Source organism: Microbacterium sp. NPDC064942, from assembly GCF_049545525.1.
Taxonomy (GTDB): Bacteria; Actinomycetota; Actinomycetes; order Actinomycetales; family Microbacteriaceae; genus Microbacterium; species Microbacterium gawkjiense.
On record NZ_JBMWDR010000001.1, the window covers coordinates 754,650 to 775,849 of the forward strand.

The following is a 21,200-nucleotide window of genomic DNA, read 5'->3' on the forward strand; positions in this document are numbered from 1 at the left end:
ACCGTGATCGACAAGACGGTCCCCTCGGCGGCCGACGCCGTCGCCGACATCCCCGACGGCGCGAGCATCGCCGTCGGCGGCTTCGGCCTCTCCGGAAACCCGATCGCCCTCATCGACGCCCTGCTCGCACAGGGGACGACGGACCTCTCCGTCGTCTCCAACAACTGCGGGGTGGACGACTGGGGTCTCGGTGTTCTGCTGCGAGCGCGCCGCATCCGCAAGATGACCTCGTCGTACGTGGGCGAGAACAAGGAGTTCGAGCGCCAGTTCCTCTCCGGCGAGTTGGAGCTCGAGCTCACGCCGCAGGGCACCCTCGCCGAGAAGCTGCGCGCCGGCGGGGCCGGCATCGCCGCCTTCTACACGCAGACGGGTGTCGGCACGCAGGTCGCGGAGGGTGGTCTGCCGCGTCGGTACGACGGCGCCGGCGGCGTGGCCGTGGCATCCCCGCCGAAGGACGTCCGCCGCTTCGACGTCCGCGGTGAAGCCCGGGAGTTCGTCCTCGAGGAGGCCATCGCGACGGACTTCTCCCTCGTCCACGCGCTGCGCGGCGACCGGCACGGCAACCTCGTCTTCAACAAGGCGGCCCGCAACTTCAACCCGCTCGCCGCCATGGCCGGCCGCATCTGCATCGCGCAGGTCGAGGAGCTCGTCGAACCCGGCGAACTGGACCCGGATGCGGTGCACCTGCCCGGCGTCTATGTGCACCGCATCGTCGAGGTGGGCACGGGGATCGAGAAGCGCATCGAGCGACGCACCGTCGCGACGGAGGGGGAGTGAGATGGCGTTGACACGGACGCAGATGGCGGCGCGAGCGGCGGCCGAGCTGCCGGACGGCGCCTACGTGAATCTGGGCATCGGGCTCCCGACGCTGGTCCCCAACCACATCCCGGACGGCGTGACCGTCGTGCTCCAGTCGGAGAACGGCATCCTCGGCGTCGGCCCGTACCCGAGGGAGCACCAGGTGGACCCCGACCTCATCAATGCCGGTAAGGAGACGGTGACCACCCTTCCGGGGGCGGCGTTCTTCGACTCCGCGCTCAGCTTCGGGATGATCCGCGGCGGCAAGATCGACGCCGCGATCCTCGGCGCGATGCAGGTGTCGGCCCGGGGCGACCTCGCGAACTGGATGATCCCGGGGAAGATGGTGAAGGGCCCGGGCGGTGCGATGGACCTCGTCCACGGCGCCGCGAAGGTGATCGTGCTCATGGAGCACACGGCCCGTGACGGGTCGCCGAAGATCGTGACGGATTGCTCGCTGCCGCTCACCGGTCGCGGGGTCGTCGACCGGATCATCACCGATCTCGCCGTCATCGACGTGACGTCCGAGGGGCTGGTGCTGGTCGAGACCGCTCCGGGGGTCACCGTGCAGGACGTGAAGGATGCGACCGAGCCCGAGCTCGTGGTCGCGCAGGATGTGAAGGTGGGAGCATGACCGAAGACATCGTGATCGTGGCGGCGGCGCGGACCCCGCAGGGCCGGTTGAAGGGGCAGCTCGCCCCGTTCACCGCACCGCAACTGGGCGCCCTCGCGATCCGCGGCGCCCTCGAGCGCGGCGGCGTCGCCCCGGCATCCGTCGACGCGGTCATCCTGGGGCAGGTGCTCGCCGCCGGTTCGGGGCAGAATCCCGCACGTCAGGCCGCGGTCGGCGCCGGGCTCGGCTGGGACGTCCCCGCCACGTCGGTCAACAAGGTGTGTCTGTCGGGCCTGACGGCGATCATCGACGCGAAGCGGATGATCGCCGTGGGCGATGCCGCGGTGGTCGTCGCCGGCGGGATGGAATCGATGACGCGCGCCCCTCACCTGCTGATGGGGTCTCGCGACGGCTGGACGTACGGCTCCGTCGAGGTCCTCGACCACATGGCCGTCGACGGGCTCACCGACGCTTACGACGGCGTGTCGATGGGGTTGTCGACGGAGCGCCGCAACCCCGGGCTCGGACTCTCCCGCGCGGACCAGGACCACGTCGCCGCGCTGTCGCATCAGCGGGCGGCCGCTGCGGCGGAGGCGGGTGTCTTCGACGCGGAGATCGTCGAGATCGAGGTGCCGCAGCGCAAGGGCGATCCGCTCCGGCTCACGCGGGACGAGGGCATCCGCCCCGAGACGACCGTCGAGACCCTCGCGCGCCTGCGCCCCGCGTTCTCGCCCGACGGCGACATCACGGCCGGCAACGCGTCGCCGATCTCCGACGGTGCCGCGGCGGTCGTGGTGACGACCCGCTCCCGGGCCGATGCCGAGGGGTGGACCGTCCTCGCGGTGATCGGCTCGGCCGGTCAGGTCGCCGGCCCCGACAACTCGCTCCACTCGCAACCCGCGCGGGCACTGGCGCAGGCGCTGGGGCGGCAGGGCATGGCCGCCGCCGACCTCGACCTCATCGAGATCAACGAGGCCTTCGGCGCCGTCGTCGCCCAGGCCCGACGCGAGCTCGGCGTCGATGATGCGGTCGTCAACGTCCACGGCGGCGGGATCGCGATCGGACACCCGATCGGCGCGTCCGGCGCGCGGTTGGTCGTGCACGCCGTGCACGAGCTGGCCCGCCGCGGGAGCGGGGCGGCCGGTGTGGCGCTGTGCGGCGGCGGCGGTCAGGGCGAGGCGCTGATCCTCACGCGGTAGAGGCTCGCGCCGTGAGCGTCCTCGGCGTCAGCGCCGACGCGACACGCGCTTCTTCAAGAGCTTCTTCTTGTCGTCGGCGCGCGGCGAGTCGAGCGGAATGAGCTTGCCGCGCGAAGCGCGTCGCGTGTCGACGACCGAGCCGACCGCGAGGGCCATCGTGATACCCCAGCTGAGCCACGCCAGAGCGGTGCGCCAGGTGAACTTCTCCTCGCTGCGCGCGGAGCGCAGCAGGGTGACGCCTCCGGTGAGGGCCGACAGGAGTCCGGTGCCGAAGAGGTATTTGCGCATACCACCCACGGTAGTGGGGTGAGTCCCCGTCGCGGCGGTTGTTAGCCTGAGGTCATCCGTCGAGAGGAACTCCGTGACCGTGGCTTCAGACTTCGTCGTCGTGTCCAACCGCCTTCCGGTCGATCGGACGGATGACGAGAACGAGCCGTGGCGGCGGTCCCCGGGCGGACTGGTCACCGCGGTCGATCCGGTGATGCGCCGCAACAACGGTGCCTGGATCGGGTGGCCGGGACAGCCCGGCGTGGAGCTCGATCCGTTCGAGTTCGACGGGCTCCAGCTCGTGCCCGTCACCCTCACCGCGGACGATGTGCAGTTGTACTACGAGGGCTTCTCGAACGACACCATCTGGCCGCTGTACCACGACGTGATCGCAGCCCCGACCTACCACCGCGCATGGTGGGACGCCTACGTCAAGGTGAACCGCAGGTTCGCGGAGGCCGCTTCCGCGCATGCCGCCGACGGCGCGACGGTATGGGTCCACGACTATCAGTTGCAGCTCGTCCCGAAGATGCTCCGTGAACTCCGACCCGATCTCACGATCGGGTACTTCCACCACATTCCGTTCCCCGCATACGGCCTGTACGCCCAGCTGCCGTGGCGCCGGCAGGTCCTCGAGGGCCTCCTCGGCGCCGACGTCATCGGGTTCCAGCGGGTGGCGGATGCCGGCAACTTCGCCCGTGCCGTGCGTCGGCAGCTGGGGTTCGACACCAAGGCCGGTGCGATCTCGGTGCCCACCGCCGACGGGGGAGTGCGCAAGGCCGTGGCCCGGGCCTATCCCATCTCGATCGACGCCGCCGAGTACGAGGAGCTCGCGAATCGGCCGGACATCCAGGCGCGCGCCGCCGAGATCCGCTCGAGCCTGGGCAATCCGAAGGCCATCCTCCTCGGGGTCGACCGGCTCGACTACACGAAGGGCATCCGCCACCGCCTGAAGGCCTACGGCGAACTGCTCGCCGACGGCCGGCTCTCCGTGCACGACGTGACCCTCGTGCAGGTCGCGAGCCCCAGCCGCGAACGCGTGCAGACCTACATGGAGCTGCGCGACGAGATCGAGCTCACCGTCGGTCGCATCAACGGCGACGCCGACGAACTCGGCTATACCGCCATCCAGTACCTCCACAACTCCTATCCGCGCGAGGAGATGGTCGCCCTCTTCCTCGCGGCGGACGTCATGCTCGTGACGGCCCTGCGCGACGGCATGAACCTCGTCGCGAAGGAGTACGTCGCCAGCCGCGTCGACGGCGGCGGAGCCCTCGTGCTGAGCGAGTTCACCGGGGCCGCCGACGAGCTGACCCAGGCCATCAAGGTCAACCCGCACGACATCTCCGGCTTGAAGGACGCGATCATGCAGGCGATCGAGATGCCCGAGCGCGAGCGCGAGCGGCGGATGCGGGCGCTGCGGCGTCGGGTGCGGGAGAACGACGTCGCGAAGTGGTCGCAGCGCTTCCTGGCGGACCTCGGCCAGTCGCGCGAGGAGCGGGCGTGACCGGTGTCACCGCGGTCGCCGCGGCCGAGCGCCTACTCGTCGCGCTCGACTTCGACGGCACCGTGTCCCCGCTGGTCGACGAACCGATGACGGCGCGGATGACCCCTGCCGCGCGCGGGGCCGTCGACGCCCTCCTGACGACGCCCGACACGTTCGTCGCGTTCGTCTCGGGCCGGACGCTCGCCGACCTCCGGGTGATCTCCGAGCACGAGGACGACTCGCCGATCCTGCTCGCCGGCTCGCACGGGGCCGAGTACTGGATTCCCGGTTCGCCGTCCGAGGGCGACGTCGACGCCGCGGACATCGCGCTGCGCGATCGCCTGCGCGCTGACGCGGAGCGTCTCGCAAGCGGCGTCTCCGGCGCCTGGATCGAGCCGAAGGCGTTCGGGTTCGGGGTGCACCTGCGCACCGTCGCCGACGCCGACGAGGCCGCCGCGCTGCGCTCGGGCGTCGACGCGATGATGGCGGACGCCGCGCCGCACTGGCGCCGGCGCCAGGGCCACGACATCGTCGAGTACGCCTTCACCGATGCGGGGAAGGATGCGGCCGTCGCCCACCTGCGCGAGGTCGTCGGGGCCACGGCGGTCGTGTTCGCCGGAGACGACGTGACGGATGAGGACGCCCTCCGGTCGCTCGAGCCGCAGGACCTCGGGATCCGCGTCGGCGCGGGGGAGACTGCGGCATCCGTGCGTGTGCGCGACATCGAAGAACTGGCCGGTTTGCTGTCGACTCTCGCACGCGAGCGGGTCGCCGCTCGGCAATAGACTTCGAGAATGCCTTCACCCGACGAGACGATCGACATCAAGCCCCGCAGCCGCGCGGTGACCGACGGCATCGAAGCCACCACGTCACGCGGCATGCTCCGCGCCGTGGGCATGGGCGACGAGGACTGGGACAAGCCCCAGATCGGCATCGCATCCAGCTGGAACGAGATCACGCCCTGCAACCTCAGCCTCGATCGGCTGGCGCAGGGGGCCAAGGAGGGTGTGCACGCCGGCGGCGGCTACCCGCTTCAGTTCGGCACGATCTCGGTCTCGGACGGCATCTCGATGGGTCACGAAGGGATGCACTTCTCCCTCGTGAGCCGCGAGGTCATCGCCGACTCCGTCGAGACGGTCATGATGGCCGAGCGTCTCGACGGGTCGGTCCTGCTCGCCGGCTGCGACAAGTCGATCCCCGGCATGCTCATGGCGTCCGCCCGGCTCGACCTCTCGAGCGTCTTCCTCTACGCCGGGTCGATCGCCCCCGGCTGGGTGAAGCTCAGCGACGGCACCGAGAAGGACGTCACGATCATCGACTCCTTCGAGGCGGTCGGCGCGTGCCTGGCCGGCAAGATGAGCGAGGCCGACCTCAAGCGCATCGAGTGCGCGATCGCCCCGGGCGAGGGTGCGTGCGGCGGCATGTACACCGCCAACACGATGGCCTCCGTCGCCGAGGCGCTGGGCCTCAGCCTGCCCGGTTCGGCCGCTCCTCCCTCCGCGGACCGTCGCCGCGACTACTTCGCGCACCGCTCCGGTGAGGCCGTCGTCAACCTCCTGCGCCAGGGGATCACGACCCGCGACATCCTCACCAAGGAGTCCTTCGAGAACGCGATCGCCCTCGCGATGGCGCTCGGCGGCTCGACGAACGTCGTCCTCCACCTGCTGGCCATCGCCCGCGAGGCCGACGTCGACCTCACGCTGCACGACTTCAACCGCATCGGCGACAAGGTGCCGCACGTGGCCGACATGAAGCCGTTCGGGAAGTACGTCATGAACGACGTCGATCGGCACGGCGGCATCCCCGTCATCATGAAGGCGATGCTCGACGAGGGGCTCCTCCACGGCGACGCGCTCACCGTGACCGGCAAGACGCTCGCCGAGAACCTCCGCGAGCTCGACCCGGACCCGATCGACGGCACCGTCATCCACACCTTCGACGACCCGATCCACGCGACCGGCGGCATCACGATCCTGCACGGCTCCATGGCGCCCGAGGGCGCCGTCGTGAAGACGGCCGGCTTCGACGCCGCCGTGTTCGAAGGCCCCGCACGCGTCTTCGAGCGCGAGCGCGCCGCGATGGACGCGCTCGAGGAGGGTCGCATCGCCGCCGGCGACGTCGTCGTCATCCGTTACGAGGGCCCGAAGGGCGGCCCCGGCATGCGCGAGATGCTCGCCGTGACGGCCGCCATCAAGGGCGCAGGCCTCGGAAAAGATGTACTACTCTTGACGGACGGACGATTCTCAGGCGGCACAACCGGCCTGTGCATCGGCCACATAGCACCCGAAGCGGTGGACGCAGGTCCCATCGCCTTCGTGCGCGATGGTGATCTGATACGGGTCGATATCGCGGCTCGCTCTCTCGACCTACTCGTCGATGAGGCTGAGCTGAACTCCCGCCGCGACGGCTGGGAGCCCCTTCCCCCGCGCTATACCCGTGGCGTGCTGGCCAAGTATTCGAAGCTCGTGCGCTCCGCCGCGGAGGGCGCGACGACGGGCTAGGCCCCACACACTCCGTCATCCATCACCGCAGAGGTATCACTCATGTCTTCTGACACCGTCGCCGCTGTGCCTCGGCCCCCGGCCGGAGGCCCGTCCACGCCCGTGCTCACCGGAGCGCAGGCCGTCGTCCGCTCGCTCGAGCTCCTGGGCGTCACCGACGTCTTCGGGCTCCCGGGCGGCGCCATCATCGAGGTCTACGACCCGCTGATGGACTCGACCGACCTGCGCCACATCCTCGTGCGCCACGAGCAGGGCGCCGGTCACGCCGCCGAGGGGTACGCCGCGGCATCCGGTCGCGTCGGCGTCGCCATCGCGACCTCCGGCCCCGGCGCCACCAACCTCGTGACGGCTATCGCCGACGCGTACATGGACTCGATGCCCATCGTCTGCATCACGGGCCAGGTGTACTCGACCCTGATGGGAACGGATGCCTTCCAGGAGGCGGACATCGTGGGCATCACGATGCCGATCACCAAGCACTCGTTCCTCGTGAAGGACCCCGCCGAGATCCCGGGCGCCATCGCCGCGGCCTTCGAGATCGCCTCGACGGGTCGCCCGGGCCCCGTGCTCGTGGACATCACGAAGGATGCGCAGCAGGCCAAGGCGCCGTTCGTGTGGCCCCCGAAGATCGACCTGCCCGGCTACCGGCCCGTCACCAAGGCGCACGGCAAGCAGATCCAGGCCGCGGCGCAGCTGATCTCCGAGGCCAAGAAGCCCGTCCTCTACGTGGGCGGCGGCGTCGTCCGCGCGGGAGCCGCCGGCGAGCTCCGTCGTTTCGCCGAGGCGACCGGCGCCCCCGTGGTCACGACGCTCATGGCCCGCGGCGCGTTCCCCGACTCGCACCCGCAGCAGTTGGGCATGCCCGGCATGCACGGCACGGTGCCCGCTGTGCTCGCGCTGCAGGAGTCCGACCTGATCGTCGCCCTCGGTGCCCGATTCGACGACCGCGTGACCGGCAAGGCGGCCCTGTTCGCCCCGCACGCGAAGGTTGTCCACGTCGACATCGACCCTGCCGAGATCTCGAAGATCCGCTCCGCCGACGTCCCCATCGTGGGTGACCTGAAGGACGTGCTCGTCGATCTCGACGCGGCCTTCGCCGGTGTCGCGAAGCCCGACGTCTCGGAGTGGTGGTCCTACCTCGACGGCCTCCGCACCGAGTTCCCCCTGGGCGCCGCACCGACGAGCGACGGCCTGCTCTCGCCGCAGCACGTCATCCAGCGCATCGGCGAGCTCACCGGCCCCGAAGGCGTGTTCGCCGCCGGCGTCGGCCAGCACCAGATGTGGGCCGCGCAGTACATCGGTTACGAGCGCCCGAACGCGTGGCTCAACTCCGGCGGTGCCGGCACGATGGGCTACGCCGTGCCCGCGGCCATGGGCGCGAAGGTCGCCCAGCCCGACCGCACGGTGTGGGCGATCGACGGCGATGGCTGCTTCCAGATGACCAATCAGGAACTCGCCACCTGCGCGATCAACGACATCCCGATCAAGGTCGCGATCATCAACAACTCCTCGCTCGGCATGGTGCGGCAGTGGCAGACGCTCTTCTACGACGGCCGTCACTCGAACACCGACCTCAACACGGGTCACGACACCATCCGCATCCCGGACTTCGTCAAGCTCGCCGAGGCGTACGGCTGCCTCGCAATCCGTGTCGAGAAGGAGGAGGACGTGGATGCCGCGATTCGCACCGCCCTCGACACCAACGACCGCCCGGTCGTGATCGACTTCGTCGTGAGCGCCGACGCGATGGTGTGGCCGATGGTGCCCCAGGGCGTCAGCAACAGCTACATCCAGTACGCACGCGAGCACGCGCCGGCCTTCGAGCAGGGGGAGTGACGATGAGCAAGCACGTCCTGAGCCTCCTCGTCGAGGACAAGCCCGGTCTCCTCACCCGCGTCGCCGGCCTCTTCGCGCGCCGCGGCTTCAACATCGACTCCCTCGCCGTGGGGGTGACCGAGGTGCCGGGACTCTCGCGCATCACGGTCGTCGTCGACGTCGAGGAGCTGCCGCTCGAGCAGGTGACGAAGCAGCTGAACAAGCTCGTCAACGTCATCAAGATCGTCGAGCTCGACTACGCGACCTCCGTCCAGCGCGAGCACATGCTCGTGAAGGTCCGCGCCGACAACCAGACGCGCTCGAACGTGATCGAGGTCGTCAACCTGTTCCGCGCCTCGGTCGTCGACTACGCCACCGACGCGCTCGTCGTCGAGGTGACGGGCGACCGCGGCAAGGTCGACGCCTTCCTCAAGGCCCTCGAGCCGTTCGGCATCAAGGAGCTCGCCCAGTCCGGCATGGTCGCCATCGGCCGCGGCGGTAAGAGCATCACCGAGCGCGTCCTGCGCGGCTGACCCCACAACTTCTCTACCGACATCTACAAGGAGACACACACGAACATGGCTGAGATCCTCTACGACGCCGACGCCGACATCTCGCTCATCCAGGGCAAGAAGGTCGCCATCGTCGGGTACGGCTCGCAGGGCCACGCCCACGCCCAGAACCTCCGCGACTCCGGCGTCGAGGTCGTCATCGCCCTCAAGGAGGGCTCGAAGTCCGCGCCGAAGGCGTCGGAGGACGGCTTCGAGGTCAAGTCCGTGGCGGACGCCGCCGAGTGGGCCGACCTCATCATGATCCTCGCGCCCGACCAGCACCAGCGCGGGATCTTCAATGACGAGATCAAGCCGCACCTCGCCGCCGGCAAGACCCTCGCCTTCGCCCACGGCTTCAACGTGCGCTTCGGCTACATCGAGGTCCCCGACGACGTCGACGTCATCCTCGTCGCCCCGAAGGCCCCCGGCCACACGGTGCGCCGCGAGTTCGTCGCGGGGCGCGGCATCCCCGACATCATCGCCGTCGAGAAGGACGCCTCCGGCCAGGCCTGGGACGTCGCCCTGTCGTACGCGAAGGCGATCGGCGGCACCCGCGCCGGGGTCATCAAGACCACCTTCACCGAGGAGACCGAAACCGACCTGTTCGGTGAGCAGGCCGTCCTCTGCGGCGGTGTGTCGCAGCTCGTGCAGTACGGCTTCGAGACGCTGTCCGAGGCGGGCTACCAGCCCGAGATCGCCTACTTCGAGGTGCTCCACGAGCTGAAGCTCATCGTCGACCTCATGTGGGAGGGCGGCATCGCCAAGCAGCGCTGGTCGGTCTCCGACACGGCCGAGTACGGCGACTACGTCTCGGGTCCGCGCGTCATCGACCCGCGCGTCAAGGAGAACATGGCCGCCGTCCTCGCCGACATCCAGTCCGGCGCGTTCGCGAAGCGTTTCATCGACGACCAGGACAACGGCGCCGTCGAGTTCCAGGAGCTCCGCGCCAAGGCCGCGGCCCACCCGATCGAGGCGGTCGGCAAGGACCTGCGCGCCCTGTTCGCGTGGAAGCAGCAGGACGCCGACTACACCGAAGGCTCCGCCGCGCGCTGACCTTCGGCATCCCGCCCTCGGCGCATCCGCCGGGACCGGCTTTTCGTGAGCCACGGAGGCCCGACCCTTACAAGGGGTCGGGCCTTCGGCGTCGGTAGACTCGGAGCGTGGCTTCCGACCCTCACGACGAAGAGGACGCCTTCCGCTGGGAGGGCGACGATTCGCCGACGCGTCCGACGCGTCCGGCGCGTCCCGAGCGCACCGGCGCTGCGCTCCCCGACGGGTGGCGTGCCGTCGGGAAGGGGAGTGAGACCACCCCCGACGACGACGTCGCCCCTGCGCCGGAGGCGGTGACGACGGCCGACGAGGATGCGGAGCTGGCACCCCTCGGCAACGTCGCCCTCGTGTCCCTGGGGCTCCTCGGCGGCATCTACCTGCTCTACACCGTGGGGTGGCTGCTCGGGAGCTCGCGGCTGGCGGCGGCGACGTCGTTCTGGCTGGAGCCGGCGGCCGTCGTGCCGGCGCTGTGGGTCGCGGTCGCGGCCCCTGCCCTCTGGTTCGGCGGCGTCATGCTGCTCACCCGCGCGTCGGCCGCGTGGGTGAGGTTCGCGTGGCTGGTCGTCGGCGTGTTCCTGCTCCTGCCGTGGCCCTTCGTGATCGGAGTCTGATCGTGACGACCTCGAACCAGGCGGTGCGCCGCGGTCCGTCCTGGCTGCCCGCCGCCATCGCTGGTGTCTTCGGCCTGTTCTACGCGTACGCGGTCTGGACGGCCGTCGCCTTCCTGCTCGCGCAGGCCACGGGCGTCGAGGGCCTGAACGGCGGCGGATGGGCGATCCTGCTGTTCTCCGTCGTCTTCCCGATCATCGTGTTCGTCGCCGGAGTCGTCCTCGCGCGGCGACGCCCGGTGCTCCACCTCGCGGTCGTCCTCCTCGTGGGGCTCGGTCTCGTCGCCGTGTTCTGGCTGAACATCCTCACCTACGCGATCACGAACGGGAACTCGCTCGTCGGATCGTGACGGGTGTCACACGGTCGGGGGCGGTGGTGGGTCTTCGCTAGGCTGGGCGTGCCGCGTACCGTCGTCGGTCACCTCTCGGTCGGCTCCGTGGCGATCCACCCCCGCGTACCCGAAGGTCTGCCGTGCCCAAGCCTGTCGTCCTCATCGCCGAAGAACTCTCTCCCGCCACGATCGAGGCCCTCGGCCCCGACTTCGAGGTCCGATCCGTCGACGGAGCCGACCGTGCGGCGCTCCTCCCGGCGCTCGCGGACGCCGACGCGGTCCTCATCCGCTCGGCCACGAAGATGGATGCCGAGGCGATCGCCGCCGCGCCGTCGCTGAAGGTCATCGCGCGCGCCGGTGTCGGCCTCGACAACGTCGACATCAAGGCGGCCACCAGCGCCGGCGTGATGGTCGTCAACGCCCCGACGTCGAACATCATCTCCGCCGCCGAGCTCACCGTCGGCCACATCCTGAGCCTCGCGCGTCACATCCCGGCGGCGCACTCCTCCCTCGCCGCCGGCGCCTGGAAGCGCTCGTCGTTCACGGGCACCGAGCTGTACGAGAAGACGGTCGGCATCATCGGCCTCGGGCGGATCGGCGCACTCATCGCGGCCCGCGTGCAGGCCTTCGGGGTCTCCGTGGTCGCTTACGACCCCTACGTCACGCCGACGCGTGCCCAGCAGCTGGGTGTGCAGCTCGTCAGCCTCGACGAGCTGCTGCGGACGAGCGACTTCGTCACGATTCACATGCCCAAGACCCCTGAGACGACGGGCATGATCGGGGCCGCGCAGTTCGAGATCATGAAGGACTCGGCCTATGTCGTGAACGTCGCCCGCGGCGGCCTCATCGACGAGGAGGCCCTGTACACCGCGCTGACGACGGGCCAGATCGCCGGCGCCGGACTCGACGTCTTCACGAGCGAGCCGCCCGCCCAGGACGGCACGGCCTTCCCGCTGCTGTCGCTCCCGAACGTCGTCGTGACACCGCACCTCGGGGCCTCGACGGAGGAGGCTCAGGAGAAGGCCGGCGTCTCGGTCGCCAAGTCCGTCAAGCTCGCCCTCGAGGGCGACCTGGTGCCCGACGCCGTGAACGTCGCCGGTGGCGTCATCGACCCCTTCGTGCGCCCCGGCATCGCGCTCGTCGAGCAGCTCGGCCAGATCTTCACCGGGCTCGCACCGAGCGCACTGACGAGCCTCGACATCGAGGTGCGCGGCGAACTGGCCGACTACGACGTGAGCGTCTACCGCCTGGCCGCGCTCAAGGGCATCTTCACCAACATCGTGAGCGAGAACGTCTCGTACGTGAACGCGCCGCTCTTCGCGGAGCAGCGCGGCCTCGAGACCCGCCTCATCGTGGAATCCGAGAGCCCGCTGTACCGCAACATCACGATCCTGCGCGGCACACTGTCCGACGGCACCGTCCTCACGGTCGAAGGCACCCTCGCCGGCACGCGGATGGTGCCCAAGGTCGTCGGCATCAACGGCTACGAGGTCGAGGTGCCGATCAGCCGGTACCACGTCGTCATGCGCTACGCCGACCGCCCGGGCATCGTCGCGATCTACGGCCAGAAGCTGGGCGAGGCGGGCATCAACATCGCCGGCCTGCAGGTCGCGCGACCGGACGCCAGCGGCCGAGCGCTGTCCGTGCTGACGGTCGACTCGCCGATCCCCGAGGCGATGCTCGACGAGCTGCGCGACGCCGTCGCCGCCGACCTGTTCCGGCAGATCGAGCTCAGCGAGGTCTGACCCGTCTCGGCATCCGCTCTTCCCCTGTCACGACGCGCCGTGCGCGGCGGCGGTTTGCGACGGGGGAGCGGATGCGGCTAGCGCGCGGCGCGCTCGACGAGGGCGATCAGCGCGTCGAGCTCGGCGCCGCGGGGGAGAGGGCCGGGGAGCGCGCCCGTCGCGAGCGCGCTGTTGAAGTACAGGCCGTCGCTGACGAGCAGCACGAGCTGCAGCGCGGTCTCGTCTCGGGTGTGGGGGCGGAGCGCCTCCTCCCAGAGCTCCCGCACCCGACGCAGGGCGTCGGAGGCCTCGGCGTGGCCCGTCTGCGCCAGGCGGGAAGCGGCGATGATGGCTCGATCCAACGGTGACCCGGTGTGCACCGACGTCCGCACGAAGGCCGCGACGACGCCTTCGGGAGCCCGGAGCATGTCCTCCACGTCGATCTCGACGAGGCGCCGCATCCGTTCCAGCAGCGCGGCTTCGAGCGCGTCCTTCGACGCGTAGTGGTAGAGCAGGCCGCCCTTGGAGACCCCGGCGGCGGCGGCGACGGCATCCATCGTCGCCCCCCGGGCGCCGCCGTCGATGAGCGCCGCCTCGAACGCGTCGAGGACGCTCTCCTTGGCTTTCGGTGGTCTGCCCATGCTCCGATCCTCTCGCGGGTGAGCGCCTGACTCTGTTACTATACCGGCTGGACGGTGTACTAATGATGACGTTGACGGAAGAGATCCGAACGGCCGACGCGGCGGGCGCGCGGCAGGGCTGGCGCGGGTGGGCGGCGCTGGCCGTGCTCATGCTGCCCGTGCTCCTGGTGTCGGTCGACAACACGGTGCTGAGCTTCGCGCTGCCCGAGATCGCGCGCGACCTGACCCCGACGAGCGCGCAGCAGCTGTGGATCATCGACGTCTACCCGCTCGTGCTCGCCGGCCTCCTCGTGACGATGGGATCGCTGGGCGACAGGTTCGGCCGCCGCCGCATGCTGATGGTCGGTGCGACCGGATTCGCCGCCGTCTCGGCGCTGGCCGCTTTCGCCCCCTCGTCCGAGCTCCTCATCGCGGCGCGCGCGACGATGGGCCTGTTCGGCGCGATGCTCATGCCGTCGACGATGTCGCTGCTGCGGAGCATCTTCACCGACCGCGACCAGCGGCGCCTCGCGATCGCCGTGTGGGCGTCGATGTTCTCGGCCGGATCCGCGCTGGGGCCGATCGTGGGCGGTGTGCTCCTCGAGCACTTCGCGTGGGGTTCGGTGTTCCTGCTCGCCGTGCCGGTCCTCATCCCGCTGCTGGTGCTCGCGCCCCTCCTCGTGCCCGAGAGTCGCGACCCGCACCCCGGTCGCATCGACCCCGTCAGCATCGTCCTCAGCATGGCGACGATGGTGCCGGTCGTCTACGCGATCAAGGAGGTCGCCGTCCACGGTCCGGGGCCGCTCCCGCTGGTGCTCGTGCTCGTCGGGCTGGCCTTCGGGTGGGTCTTCGTGCGCCGTCAGCTGCGCTCCGCGAGCCCGATGCTCGACATGCGCCTGTTCCGTCGCGGCGCGTTCACCGGCGCGCTCCTCGTGAACCTGCTGAGCGTCGTCGCCCTCGTCGGCTTCCTCTACTTCGTGACCCAGCATCTGCAGCTGATCGTCGGGTTGAGCCCGCTGCAGGCGGGCCTCGCCCTCGTGCCCGGGCTCGCGCTCATGATCGTGTCGGGTCTCGCCGTCGTGCCGGTCTCCCGCCGGGTGTCGCCCCGGGTGGTCGTCCCCGTCGCCCTCGCCCTGTCGGTCGCGGCGTACGTCGTGATCGCGGTGTCGACGGATGCCGCGGCCCTCGGCATCCTCATCGGCGCCTTCGCGCTGCTCGGCATCGGCATCGGTGCGGCCGAGACGGTGTCCAACGAACTCATCCTCGCCACCGCGCCGCCCGCGAAGGCCGGAGCGGCGAGCGCCGTGTCCGAGACTGCGTACGAGCTCGGTGCCGTGCTCGGGACCGCGGTGCTCGGCGGCATCCTCACCGCCCTCTACCGTGCCGGACTCGTCCTCCCGGACGGTGTGCCGGCGGGCGCGGCCGCGGCGGCGCGCGAGACCCTCGGCGGGGCGGTCACCGTCGCGGACGGACTCCCGGGCGCGCTGGGCGACCGCGTCGTCGAGGCCGCGGCATCCGCCTTCGATGCGGGCGTGGGCGTCACCTCGATCATCGGAGCCGTTCTGGTCGTCTGCGCGGCCGTCATCGCGGCCACTACGCTGAAGGGAACCCGCACCCCGCGCGTCGAGGACTGACCGCGCGGGTCCCCCGAGAACGAGGAGAGCGATGTCGCGCGTCGTGAAGCTGGCCGTCATCCCCGGAGACGGCATCGGTCCGGAGGTCGTCGCAGAGGCCGAGAAGGTGCTCGACGCCGTGACCGAGGGAGCCGAGGTGACGTTCGAGAAGACCCGGTTCTCCCTGGGCGCCGCCCGCTACCTCGAGACGGGTGACACCCTGACCGACGAGGACCTCGCCGCGATCGCCGCGCACGACGCCATCCTCCTCGGTGCCGTGGGCGGGATGCCGGGGGACCCCCGTCTGAAGGACGCGAACATCGAGCGGGGCCTGCTGCTCAAGCTGCGTTTCGCGCTGGACCACTACGTCAACCTCCGCCCGTCGGTCCTGTACCCGGGCGCCTCGGGTCCACTCGCGGAGCCGGGGGAGATCGACTTCGTCGTGGTGCGCGAGGGCACCGAAGGCCCCTACGTGGGCAACGGCGGCTCGATCCGCACCGGCACGCCGCACGAGATCGCGAACGAGACCTCCGTGAACACGGCGTTCGGGGTCGAGCGGGTCGTCCGGTTCGCCTTCGCGCAGGCGCAGAAGCGCCGTCGGAAGCTGACCCTCGTGCACAAGACCAACGTGCTCGTCCACGCCGGCGGCATGTGGAAGCGGATCGTCGACGAGGTGGCCGCGGAGCACCCGGACGTGGCCGTAGACTACCTGCACGTCGACGCGGCGACGATCTTCCTGGTCACGAACCCGGGCCGCTTCGACGTGATCGTCACCGACAACCTCTTCGGCGACATCCTGACCGACTTGGCCGGCGCCGTCACCGGAGGCATCGGCCTCGCCGCTTCGGGGAACATCAACCCCGACGGCGCGTTCCCGTCGATGTTCGAGCCCGTGCACGGTTCCGCGCCCGACATCGCCGGACAGCAGATCGCCGATCCCACCGCTGCGATCCTCTCCGTCGCCCTGCTGCTCGACCACCTCGGACTGCAGGGCGAGGCCGAGCGCGTCACCCGCGCGGCCCGCGAGGACATCGAGAGCAGGGACGGCTCCGCCCGCACGACCGCGCAGGTCGGCGACGCCATCACCGCACGCCTCCGGGCGTAATCTGAGTTGATGCGCGCCGCGCAGACGCCGCGCGAGGAACAGGACTGACATGACCCTCACCGACTCGACCGCAGCCCCCCTCACCTTCTCGGTGACGAAGAACCTGGCTGCCGCTTCGCCGTCCGCCCGCGAGGAAATCCTCGCGAACCCCGGCTTCGGCACGAACTTCACCGACCACATGGTCGACATCTGCTGGTCGTCCAAGGGCGGCTGGCACCGTCCCCGCGTCTCGCCGTACGGCCCGATCTCCCTCTCGCCCGCCGCCGCCGTGCTGCACTACGGCCAGGAGATCTTCGAGGGCATCAAGGCGTACCGTCACGCGGACGGCTCGATCCACACGTTCCGGCCCGAGGAGAACGCGCGGCGCCTGCAGCGCTCCGCGCGCCGCATGGCGCTCCCCGAGCTCCCCGTCGAGTACTTCCTGCAGTCGCTGCGCGAACTCATCGCCGTCGACGGCGACTGGGTGCCCTCGGGCGCCGACCAGAGCCTCTACCTGCGGCCGTTCATGTTCGCGAAGGAGGCGTTCCTCGGTGTGCGCCCGGCCGAGAAGGTCGCCTACTACCTGATCGCGAGCCCCGCGGGTGCCTACTTCAAGGGCGGCGTGACCCCCGTGAAGATCTGGCTGAGCGAGGACTATGCCCGCGCAGGCAAGGGCGGCACCGGCGCGGCCAAGACGGGCGGCAACTACGCCGCGAGCCTCCTGCCGCAGGCCGAGGCGTACGAGAAGGGCTGCGACCAGGTGGTCTTCCTCGACGAGGACGGCAACGTCGAGGAGCTCGGCGGCATGAACGTCGTCTTCGTCATGAAGGACGGCACCCTCGTGACCCCCGAGTCGGAATCGATCCTCGCCGGCATCACGCGCGACTCGATCCTCCGACTCGCCGAGGACCGCGGGCACCGCGTCGAGCGACGTGCCGTCTCCCTCGCCGAGTGGCGCGAGGGTGTCGCCTCGGGAGAGATCGTCGAGGTGTTCGCGTGCGGCACCGCCGCCGTGGTGACCCCCATCGGCGCGCTCAAGGCCTCCGGCTTCGAGGACGCGCAGCCCACAGGCACGCTCGCCCTCGAGCTGCGCCAGCACCTCACCGACATCCAGTACGGGCGTGTCGAGGACGTCCACGGCTGGCTCACCCGGCTGGACGGCTGATCCGTGCGCATCGTCCGTTACAGCCGCAACGAGGCCATCCGCTACGGGATCATCGACGAGAAGGAGGTCGTCGAGCTCGCCGGCGACCCGATGTTCACCGGGTTCGAGACGACGGGTGAGCGGATCCCGCTCGCCGAGATCACGCTCCTCGCGCCCTCGATTCCGCGCTCGAAGATCGTCTGCGTCGGCAAGAACTACCGTGATCACGCCGCCGAGATGGGTGGGGAAGCGCCCACCGAACCGCTGCTGTTCCTCAAGCCCAACACGTCTGTGATCGGCCCCGACGACGCGATCGTGCGGCCGCCGCAGTCGCAGCGCACCGATTACGAGGGCGAGCTCGCCGTCGTCATCGGGCGGGTCGCGAAGAACGTCCCCGCCGACAAGGCGCTCGACTACGTGTTCGGGTACACGATCGGCAACGACATCACGGCGCGCGACCTGCAGCGCTCGGACGGCCAGTGGTCCCGCGCCAAGGGATTCGACACGTTCTGCCCGCTCGGACCGATCATCGAGACCGAGTTCGACCTCGACGGTGGAGCGCGCATCGTGTCGCGCGTGAACGGCGAGGTCCGTCAGGACGGTCCGATCTCCGACATGGTCCACTCGGTACCGGAGATCATCGCCTACGCCTCGGCGGCGTTCACGCTGCTGCCCGGCGACGTCATCCTGACCGGTACGCCGGCCGGGATCGGCGAGTTCCACGCCGGCGACGTCCTCGAAGTGGAGATCTCGGGCCTCGGCATCCTGCGCAACACGGCGCGGAATGCCTGACGAAGGACTGCTCTCCCTCACAACGACGGATGTCGCGCGCATCCAGCGGCGCACCGTCACCGTCCTCGCGGCGGGCCAGGTCCTCGGCGGTGTCGCGTTCGGCGCGACGGTGTCGCTGGGGGCGCTCCTGGCTGCCGACCTGTCGGGCCAGGAGTCGCTGTCGGGGTTCGCGACGGCATCCGTCACCCTCGGCGCCGCGCTCTGCGCGATCCCGCTCGCCCGGCTCGCGGCGGCGCAGGGGCGGCGCCGGGCGCTGACCCTCGGCAACCTGCTCGCCCTCGTGGGGATCGCGGTCGTCATCACGGCCGCGGCGCTCCGCGCCTTCCCCCTGCTCCTGGTCGGCGTGATCCTCATCGGCGCCGGCAACGCCGGCAATCTGCAGTCCCGGTTCGCGGCGACCGACCTCTCGGGGCAGGGGCGGCGGGGGCGCGACCTCGGCACGGTCGTGTGGGCGACGACGGTCGGGGGCGTGGTCGGTCCGCTCATGCTCACGCCGGGGGAGGCCGTCGGCGGATGGCTCGGGATGCCGCCCCTCACGGGTTCGTACGCGTTCTCGATCGTCGCGCAGACCCTCGCCCTGGCGCTCTACCTGGTGGCGCTGCGCCCCGACCCGCTGAAGGTCGCGCAGCAGGTCGCGCGGTCGCGCGATCCCCGGGACCCGCAGATCGACGAGCCGGACCGTCCCGTCGTCGCCCGCTACGCCGTGTTCGCGGTGGCGGGCTCGCACGTGACGATGGCCTCCGTCATGGCGATGACCCCGGTGCACCTCTCCCACCTCGACCCCCGCAACGTGACGACGATCGTCGGCGTCACGATCGCGCTCCATGTGTTCGGGATGTACGGGCTGTCGCCGGTCTTCGGCATCCTGGCCGACCGGTGGGGGCGTCTGCAGACGATCCTCCTGGGGCAGGGCATCCTCGCCGCGTCCCTCGTGACGGCGGCGGTCGCCCCGAACTCGCCCACCGCAGTCCTGATCGCCCTGCTGCTGCTCGGTCTCGGGTGGAGCGCGGCGACCGTGGGCGGCGCGGCGCTGCTGACCGAGGCGACGCCGACCGAACTGCGTCCCCGCAGGCAGGGGCGCAGCGACACGGCGATGACGCTGTCGGCGGCGATCGGATCGGTGCTCGCGGGCGGCATCCTGAGCCTCATCGGCTACGGCGGGCTCGCCCTCGTCGCCCTCGCGGTGGTCGTCGCGATCACCGTCCTCTCGCCTTACGCCCGGCGCTGAGGGCGCGGGGCGGGAGCGTCGCCGGTCGTAGACTTGACGGCGATGTCCACTGCACCGCACCCCCTCACCACGACCGCCTCCGGCTCCGACGTCCGCGTCCGGTTCTGCCCCTCGCCGACGGGGCTCCCGCACGTCGGGATGGTCCGCACCGCGCTGTTCAACTGGGCGTACGCGCGGCACACCGGCGGCAGGATGATCTTCCGCGTCGAGGACACGGATGCCGCTCGCGACAGCGAGGAGAGCTATCGCCAGCTCGTCGACGCCCTGACCTGGCTCGAGATCGACTGGGACGAGGGCGTCGAGAAGGGCGGCCCACACGAGCCGTACCGGCAGTCGCAGCGCCACGACGTCTACCGCGAGGTACTCGACGAGCTGATCGCGACCGGCGCCGTGTACGAGTCGTACTCGACGGCCGAGGAGATCGACGCCCGCAACGAGGCGAACGGCCGCGCGAAGCAGCTCGGCTACGACAACTTCGACCGCACGCTGACGGACGAGCAGAAGGCCGCGTTCCGCGCGGAGGGCCGCGAGCCCGCCTGGCGACTGCGCGTGCCGGACGAGGACGTCACTTACGTCGACCTCATCCGCGGCGAGGTCACCTTTCCGGCCGGATCGTTCCCCGACTTCGTCGTCGTGCGCGCCGGCGGCGTGCCGCTGTACACGTTCACCAACCCCGTCGACGACGCCCTGATGGGGATCACCCATGTGCTCCGCGGCGAGGACCTCATGCCCTCCACCGCCCGTCAGCTCGCCCTCTACAGCGCGCTCATCGACGCGGGGGTGACGACCTTCGTGCCCCGCTTCGCGCACATGCCGCTCGTGCTGGGCGAGGAGGGCACGAAGAAGCTCTCCAAGCGCGACCCGAAGGCCGACCTCTTCTTGCAGCGCGAGAAGGGTTTCATCCACGAGGGGCTCCTGAACTACCTCGCCCTCCTCGGCTGGTCGATCGCGCCGGACCGCGACGTCTTCTCGCGCCAGGAGCTCATCGAGGCGTTCGACATCGTGAACGTGAACCCCAACCCCGCCCGCTTCGACCAGAAGAAGGCCGAGTCGATCAACGGTGACCACATCCGGATGCTGGAGCCCGCCGACTTCGCGTCGCGCCTGGTCCCGTACCTGGTCGGCGCCGGCGTCGTCAGCACGCCTCCCACCGACGCGCAGCGCGAGCTGCTCGCGAAGGCTGCCCCGCTCGTCCAGGAGCGGATGCAGATGCTCGGCGACGCTCCGGGGCTGCTCGGATTCCTCTTCCGCGACGTGGACGCGTACGACGAGGACGCGGTGAAGGGACTGCCCGCGAACACCGCCGAGGTGCTCGCCGCGTCGATCGACGCGCTGCAGGCGGTGCCGGAGGACGCCTTCACCGCCGAGGCGATCCAGGCGGCACTGGCGGCATCCCTCATCGACGGGTTGGGCCTGAAGCCCCGCGTCGCCTACGGACCCGCGCGCATCGCGCTGAGCGGCCGGCGCGTCTCGCCGCCGCTGTTCGAGTCGATGGAGCTGCTGGGCAAGTCCGTCACGCTCGACCGCCTCGAGCGCCTGCGCGCCGAGCGCAGCTGAGACGCGACGCGCTCGGGATGCGCGTCCGGTTTGGCCGGGGCCGTACCGTGGGCTAAGCTTGATCCTCGGTACGACTCCGGTTGAAACCCGGTGGGGTATGGTGTAATTGGCAACACGGCTGATTCTGGTTCAGTTGTTCTTGGTTCGAGTCCAGGTACCCCAGCAAGGAGAAAACCCCCGCTCCGGCGGGGGTTTTGCTTTGCTGGAACCGGTGCGCG

The 21,200-nt window shown here is 70.3% G+C and carries 20 protein-coding genes and 1 tRNA gene; 19 read left to right on the forward strand and 2 right to left on the reverse strand.

Going from position 1 to position 21,200, the window contains the following annotated elements; translation table 11 throughout:
- Window positions 1-3 precede the first annotated feature (3 nt).
- Genes ACPEH2_RS03655 through ACPEH2_RS03665 form a run of 3 tightly spaced genes read left to right on the forward strand, consistent with a single transcriptional unit; the run spans window position 4 to window position 2,610 of the window.
- Window positions 4-777: a CoA transferase subunit A gene (locus tag ACPEH2_RS03655; RefSeq protein ID WP_064001903.1), complete on the forward strand. Its 774-nt coding sequence runs from the start codon at window positions 4-6 to the stop codon at window positions 775-777.
- Window position 778: 1 nt separating this feature from the next.
- On the forward strand, window positions 779-1,432 hold the full coding sequence (locus tag ACPEH2_RS03660) for a CoA transferase subunit B (protein ID WP_359917624.1): 654 nt from the start codon (window positions 779-781) through the stop codon (window positions 1,430-1,432).
- Window positions 1,429-2,610, forward strand: coding sequence for an acetyl-CoA C-acetyltransferase (locus ACPEH2_RS03665; protein ID WP_359917627.1), 1,182 nt, complete (start codon window positions 1,429-1,431; stop codon window positions 2,608-2,610). Before ACPEH2_RS03660 ends, ACPEH2_RS03665 begins: the two co-directional genes overlap by 4 nt.
- Before the next feature lie 27 nt (window positions 2,611-2,637).
- Here the strand turns inward: ACPEH2_RS03665 and ACPEH2_RS03670 are convergent, their stop codons facing one another.
- Complete coding sequence (locus ACPEH2_RS03670; RefSeq protein WP_064001906.1) at window positions 2,638-2,898, reverse strand: hypothetical protein; 261 nt, start codon at window positions 2,896-2,898, stop codon at window positions 2,638-2,640.
- Window positions 2,899-2,971: 73 nt separating this feature from the next.
- Here ACPEH2_RS03670 and ACPEH2_RS03675 point away from each other — a divergent pair, with 73 nt between their 5' ends.
- The 9 genes from ACPEH2_RS03675 to serA all read left to right on the forward strand — a co-directional run bounded on the left by ACPEH2_RS03675 (window position 2,972) and on the right by serA (window position 12,965).
- On the forward strand, window positions 2,972-4,384 hold the full coding sequence (locus ACPEH2_RS03675; RefSeq protein ID WP_064001907.1) for an alpha,alpha-trehalose-phosphate synthase (UDP-forming): 1,413 nt from the start codon (window positions 2,972-2,974) through the stop codon (window positions 4,382-4,384).
- On the forward strand, window positions 4,381-5,148 hold the full coding sequence (gene otsB, locus ACPEH2_RS03680) for a trehalose-phosphatase (protein WP_359917632.1): 768 nt from the start codon (window positions 4,381-4,383) through the stop codon (window positions 5,146-5,148). Before ACPEH2_RS03675 ends, otsB begins: the two co-directional genes overlap by 4 nt.
- Window positions 5,149-5,157: 9 nt before the next feature.
- Window positions 5,158-6,864 (forward strand): dihydroxy-acid dehydratase, encoded by a 1,707-nt coding sequence (gene ilvD, locus ACPEH2_RS03685; protein WP_253034235.1) that lies wholly within the window; start codon window positions 5,158-5,160, stop codon window positions 6,862-6,864.
- Window positions 6,865-6,906: 42 nt separating this feature from the next.
- A complete protein-coding gene (locus ACPEH2_RS03690; RefSeq protein WP_359917635.1) occupies window positions 6,907-8,700 on the forward strand; it encodes an acetolactate synthase large subunit in 1,794 nt (597 codons plus the stop codon).
- 2 nt (window positions 8,701-8,702) lie between these two features.
- On the forward strand, window positions 8,703-9,212 hold the full coding sequence (gene ilvN / locus ACPEH2_RS03695) for an acetolactate synthase small subunit (RefSeq protein WP_217530089.1): 510 nt from the start codon (window positions 8,703-8,705) through the stop codon (window positions 9,210-9,212).
- A 45-nt stretch (window positions 9,213-9,257) separates the two neighbouring features.
- Window positions 9,258-10,283: a ketol-acid reductoisomerase gene (gene ilvC, locus ACPEH2_RS03700; protein ID WP_359917638.1), complete on the forward strand. Its 1,026-nt coding sequence runs from the start codon at window positions 9,258-9,260 to the stop codon at window positions 10,281-10,283.
- A gap of 107 nt (window positions 10,284-10,390) precedes the next feature.
- Complete coding sequence (locus ACPEH2_RS03705; protein WP_359917641.1) at window positions 10,391-10,891, forward strand: DNA polymerase III subunit gamma/tau; 501 nt, start codon at window positions 10,391-10,393, stop codon at window positions 10,889-10,891.
- 2 nt (window positions 10,892-10,893) lie between these two features.
- Window positions 10,894-11,238 carry a hypothetical protein gene (locus ACPEH2_RS03710; protein ID WP_359917644.1) on the forward strand — a complete coding sequence of 115 codons (345 nt, stop codon included), beginning with the start codon at window positions 10,894-10,896 and terminating at the stop codon, window positions 11,236-11,238.
- A 122-nt stretch (window positions 11,239-11,360) separates the two neighbouring features.
- Window positions 11,361-12,965: a phosphoglycerate dehydrogenase gene (gene serA / locus ACPEH2_RS03715; RefSeq protein WP_359917646.1), complete on the forward strand. Its 1,605-nt coding sequence runs from the start codon at window positions 11,361-11,363 to the stop codon at window positions 12,963-12,965.
- A 77-nt stretch (window positions 12,966-13,042) separates the two neighbouring features.
- On the opposite strand, the gene ACPEH2_RS03720 is transcribed toward serA, so the two are convergent.
- Entirely contained in the window at window positions 13,043-13,585 is a 543-nt protein-coding gene (locus ACPEH2_RS03720; RefSeq protein ID WP_359917649.1) for a TetR/AcrR family transcriptional regulator, read from the reverse strand.
- A 65-nt stretch (window positions 13,586-13,650) separates the two neighbouring features.
- Between ACPEH2_RS03720 and ACPEH2_RS03725 the strand changes: the two genes are divergently transcribed.
- The 7 genes from ACPEH2_RS03725 (at window position 13,651) to ACPEH2_RS03755 (ending at window position 21,145) form a co-directional block, all read left to right on the forward strand.
- Complete coding sequence (locus ACPEH2_RS03725) at window positions 13,651-15,198, forward strand: MFS transporter (protein ID WP_359917865.1); 1,548 nt, start codon at window positions 13,651-13,653, stop codon at window positions 15,196-15,198.
- Window positions 15,199-15,229: 31 nt separating this feature from the next.
- Entirely contained in the window at window positions 15,230-16,282 is a 1,053-nt protein-coding gene (locus ACPEH2_RS03730) for a 3-isopropylmalate dehydrogenase (RefSeq protein WP_217530068.1), read from the forward strand.
- A gap of 49 nt (window positions 16,283-16,331) precedes the next feature.
- Entirely contained in the window at window positions 16,332-17,426 is a 1,095-nt protein-coding gene (locus ACPEH2_RS03735) for a branched-chain amino acid aminotransferase (protein ID WP_217530058.1), read from the forward strand.
- Between the two features lie 3 nt (window positions 17,427-17,429).
- The gene (locus ACPEH2_RS03740) at window positions 17,430-18,197 is read left to right on the forward strand and encodes a fumarylacetoacetate hydrolase family protein (protein ID WP_064001919.1); all 768 of its coding nucleotides are present in this window, start codon (window positions 17,430-17,432) and stop codon (window positions 18,195-18,197) included.
- A complete protein-coding gene (locus tag ACPEH2_RS03745; RefSeq protein WP_359917653.1) occupies window positions 18,190-19,425 on the forward strand; it encodes an MFS transporter in 1,236 nt (411 codons plus the stop codon). The genes ACPEH2_RS03740 and ACPEH2_RS03745 overlap by 8 nt, the downstream gene beginning before the upstream one ends.
- Window positions 19,426-19,467: 42 nt before the next feature.
- Window positions 19,468-20,982 (forward strand): glutamate--tRNA ligase, encoded by a 1,515-nt coding sequence (gltX, locus tag ACPEH2_RS03750; protein WP_359917656.1) that lies wholly within the window; start codon window positions 19,468-19,470, stop codon window positions 20,980-20,982.
- A 91-nt stretch (window positions 20,983-21,073) separates the two neighbouring features.
- Window positions 21,074-21,145, forward strand: a tRNA-Gln gene (locus ACPEH2_RS03755).
- Window positions 21,146-21,200: the final 55 nt, after the last annotated feature.

What these genes read in the sequence shown, in the direction of transcription:
- ACPEH2_RS03745 (WP_359917653.1), top strand. Translation starts at nt 18,190, where the DNA reads ATGCCTGACGAAGGACTGCTCTCCCTCACAACGACGGATGTCGCGCGC.
- gltX (WP_359917656.1), top strand. Translation starts at nt 19,468, where the DNA reads ATGTCCACTGCACCGCACCCCCTCACCACGACCGCCTCCGGCTCCGAC.
- ACPEH2_RS03660 (WP_359917624.1), top strand. Translation starts at nt 779, where the DNA reads ATGGCGTTGACACGGACGCAGATGGCGGCGCGAGCGGCGGCCGAGCTG.
- ilvD (WP_253034235.1), top strand. Translation starts at nt 5,158, where the DNA reads ATGCCTTCACCCGACGAGACGATCGACATCAAGCCCCGCAGCCGCGCG.
- ACPEH2_RS03730 (WP_217530068.1), top strand. Translation starts at nt 15,230, where the DNA reads ATGTCGCGCGTCGTGAAGCTGGCCGTCATCCCCGGAGACGGCATCGGT.
- ACPEH2_RS03735 (WP_217530058.1), top strand. Translation starts at nt 16,332, where the DNA reads ATGACCCTCACCGACTCGACCGCAGCCCCCCTCACCTTCTCGGTGACG.
- ACPEH2_RS03665 (WP_359917627.1), top strand. Translation starts at nt 1,429, where the DNA reads ATGACCGAAGACATCGTGATCGTGGCGGCGGCGCGGACCCCGCAGGGC.
- ilvC (WP_359917638.1), top strand. Translation starts at nt 9,258, where the DNA reads ATGGCTGAGATCCTCTACGACGCCGACGCCGACATCTCGCTCATCCAG.
- ACPEH2_RS03690 (WP_359917635.1), top strand. Translation starts at nt 6,907, where the DNA reads ATGTCTTCTGACACCGTCGCCGCTGTGCCTCGGCCCCCGGCCGGAGGC.
- ilvN (WP_217530089.1), top strand. Translation starts at nt 8,703, where the DNA reads ATGAGCAAGCACGTCCTGAGCCTCCTCGTCGAGGACAAGCCCGGTCTC.
- ACPEH2_RS03670 (WP_064001906.1), bottom strand. Translation starts at nt 2,898, where the DNA reads ATGCGCAAATACCTCTTCGGCACCGGACTCCTGTCGGCCCTCACCGGA.
- ACPEH2_RS03725 (WP_359917865.1), top strand. Translation starts at nt 13,651, where the DNA reads ATGACGTTGACGGAAGAGATCCGAACGGCCGACGCGGCGGGCGCGCGG.
- ACPEH2_RS03720 (WP_359917649.1), bottom strand. Translation starts at nt 13,585, where the DNA reads ATGGGCAGACCACCGAAAGCCAAGGAGAGCGTCCTCGACGCGTTCGAG.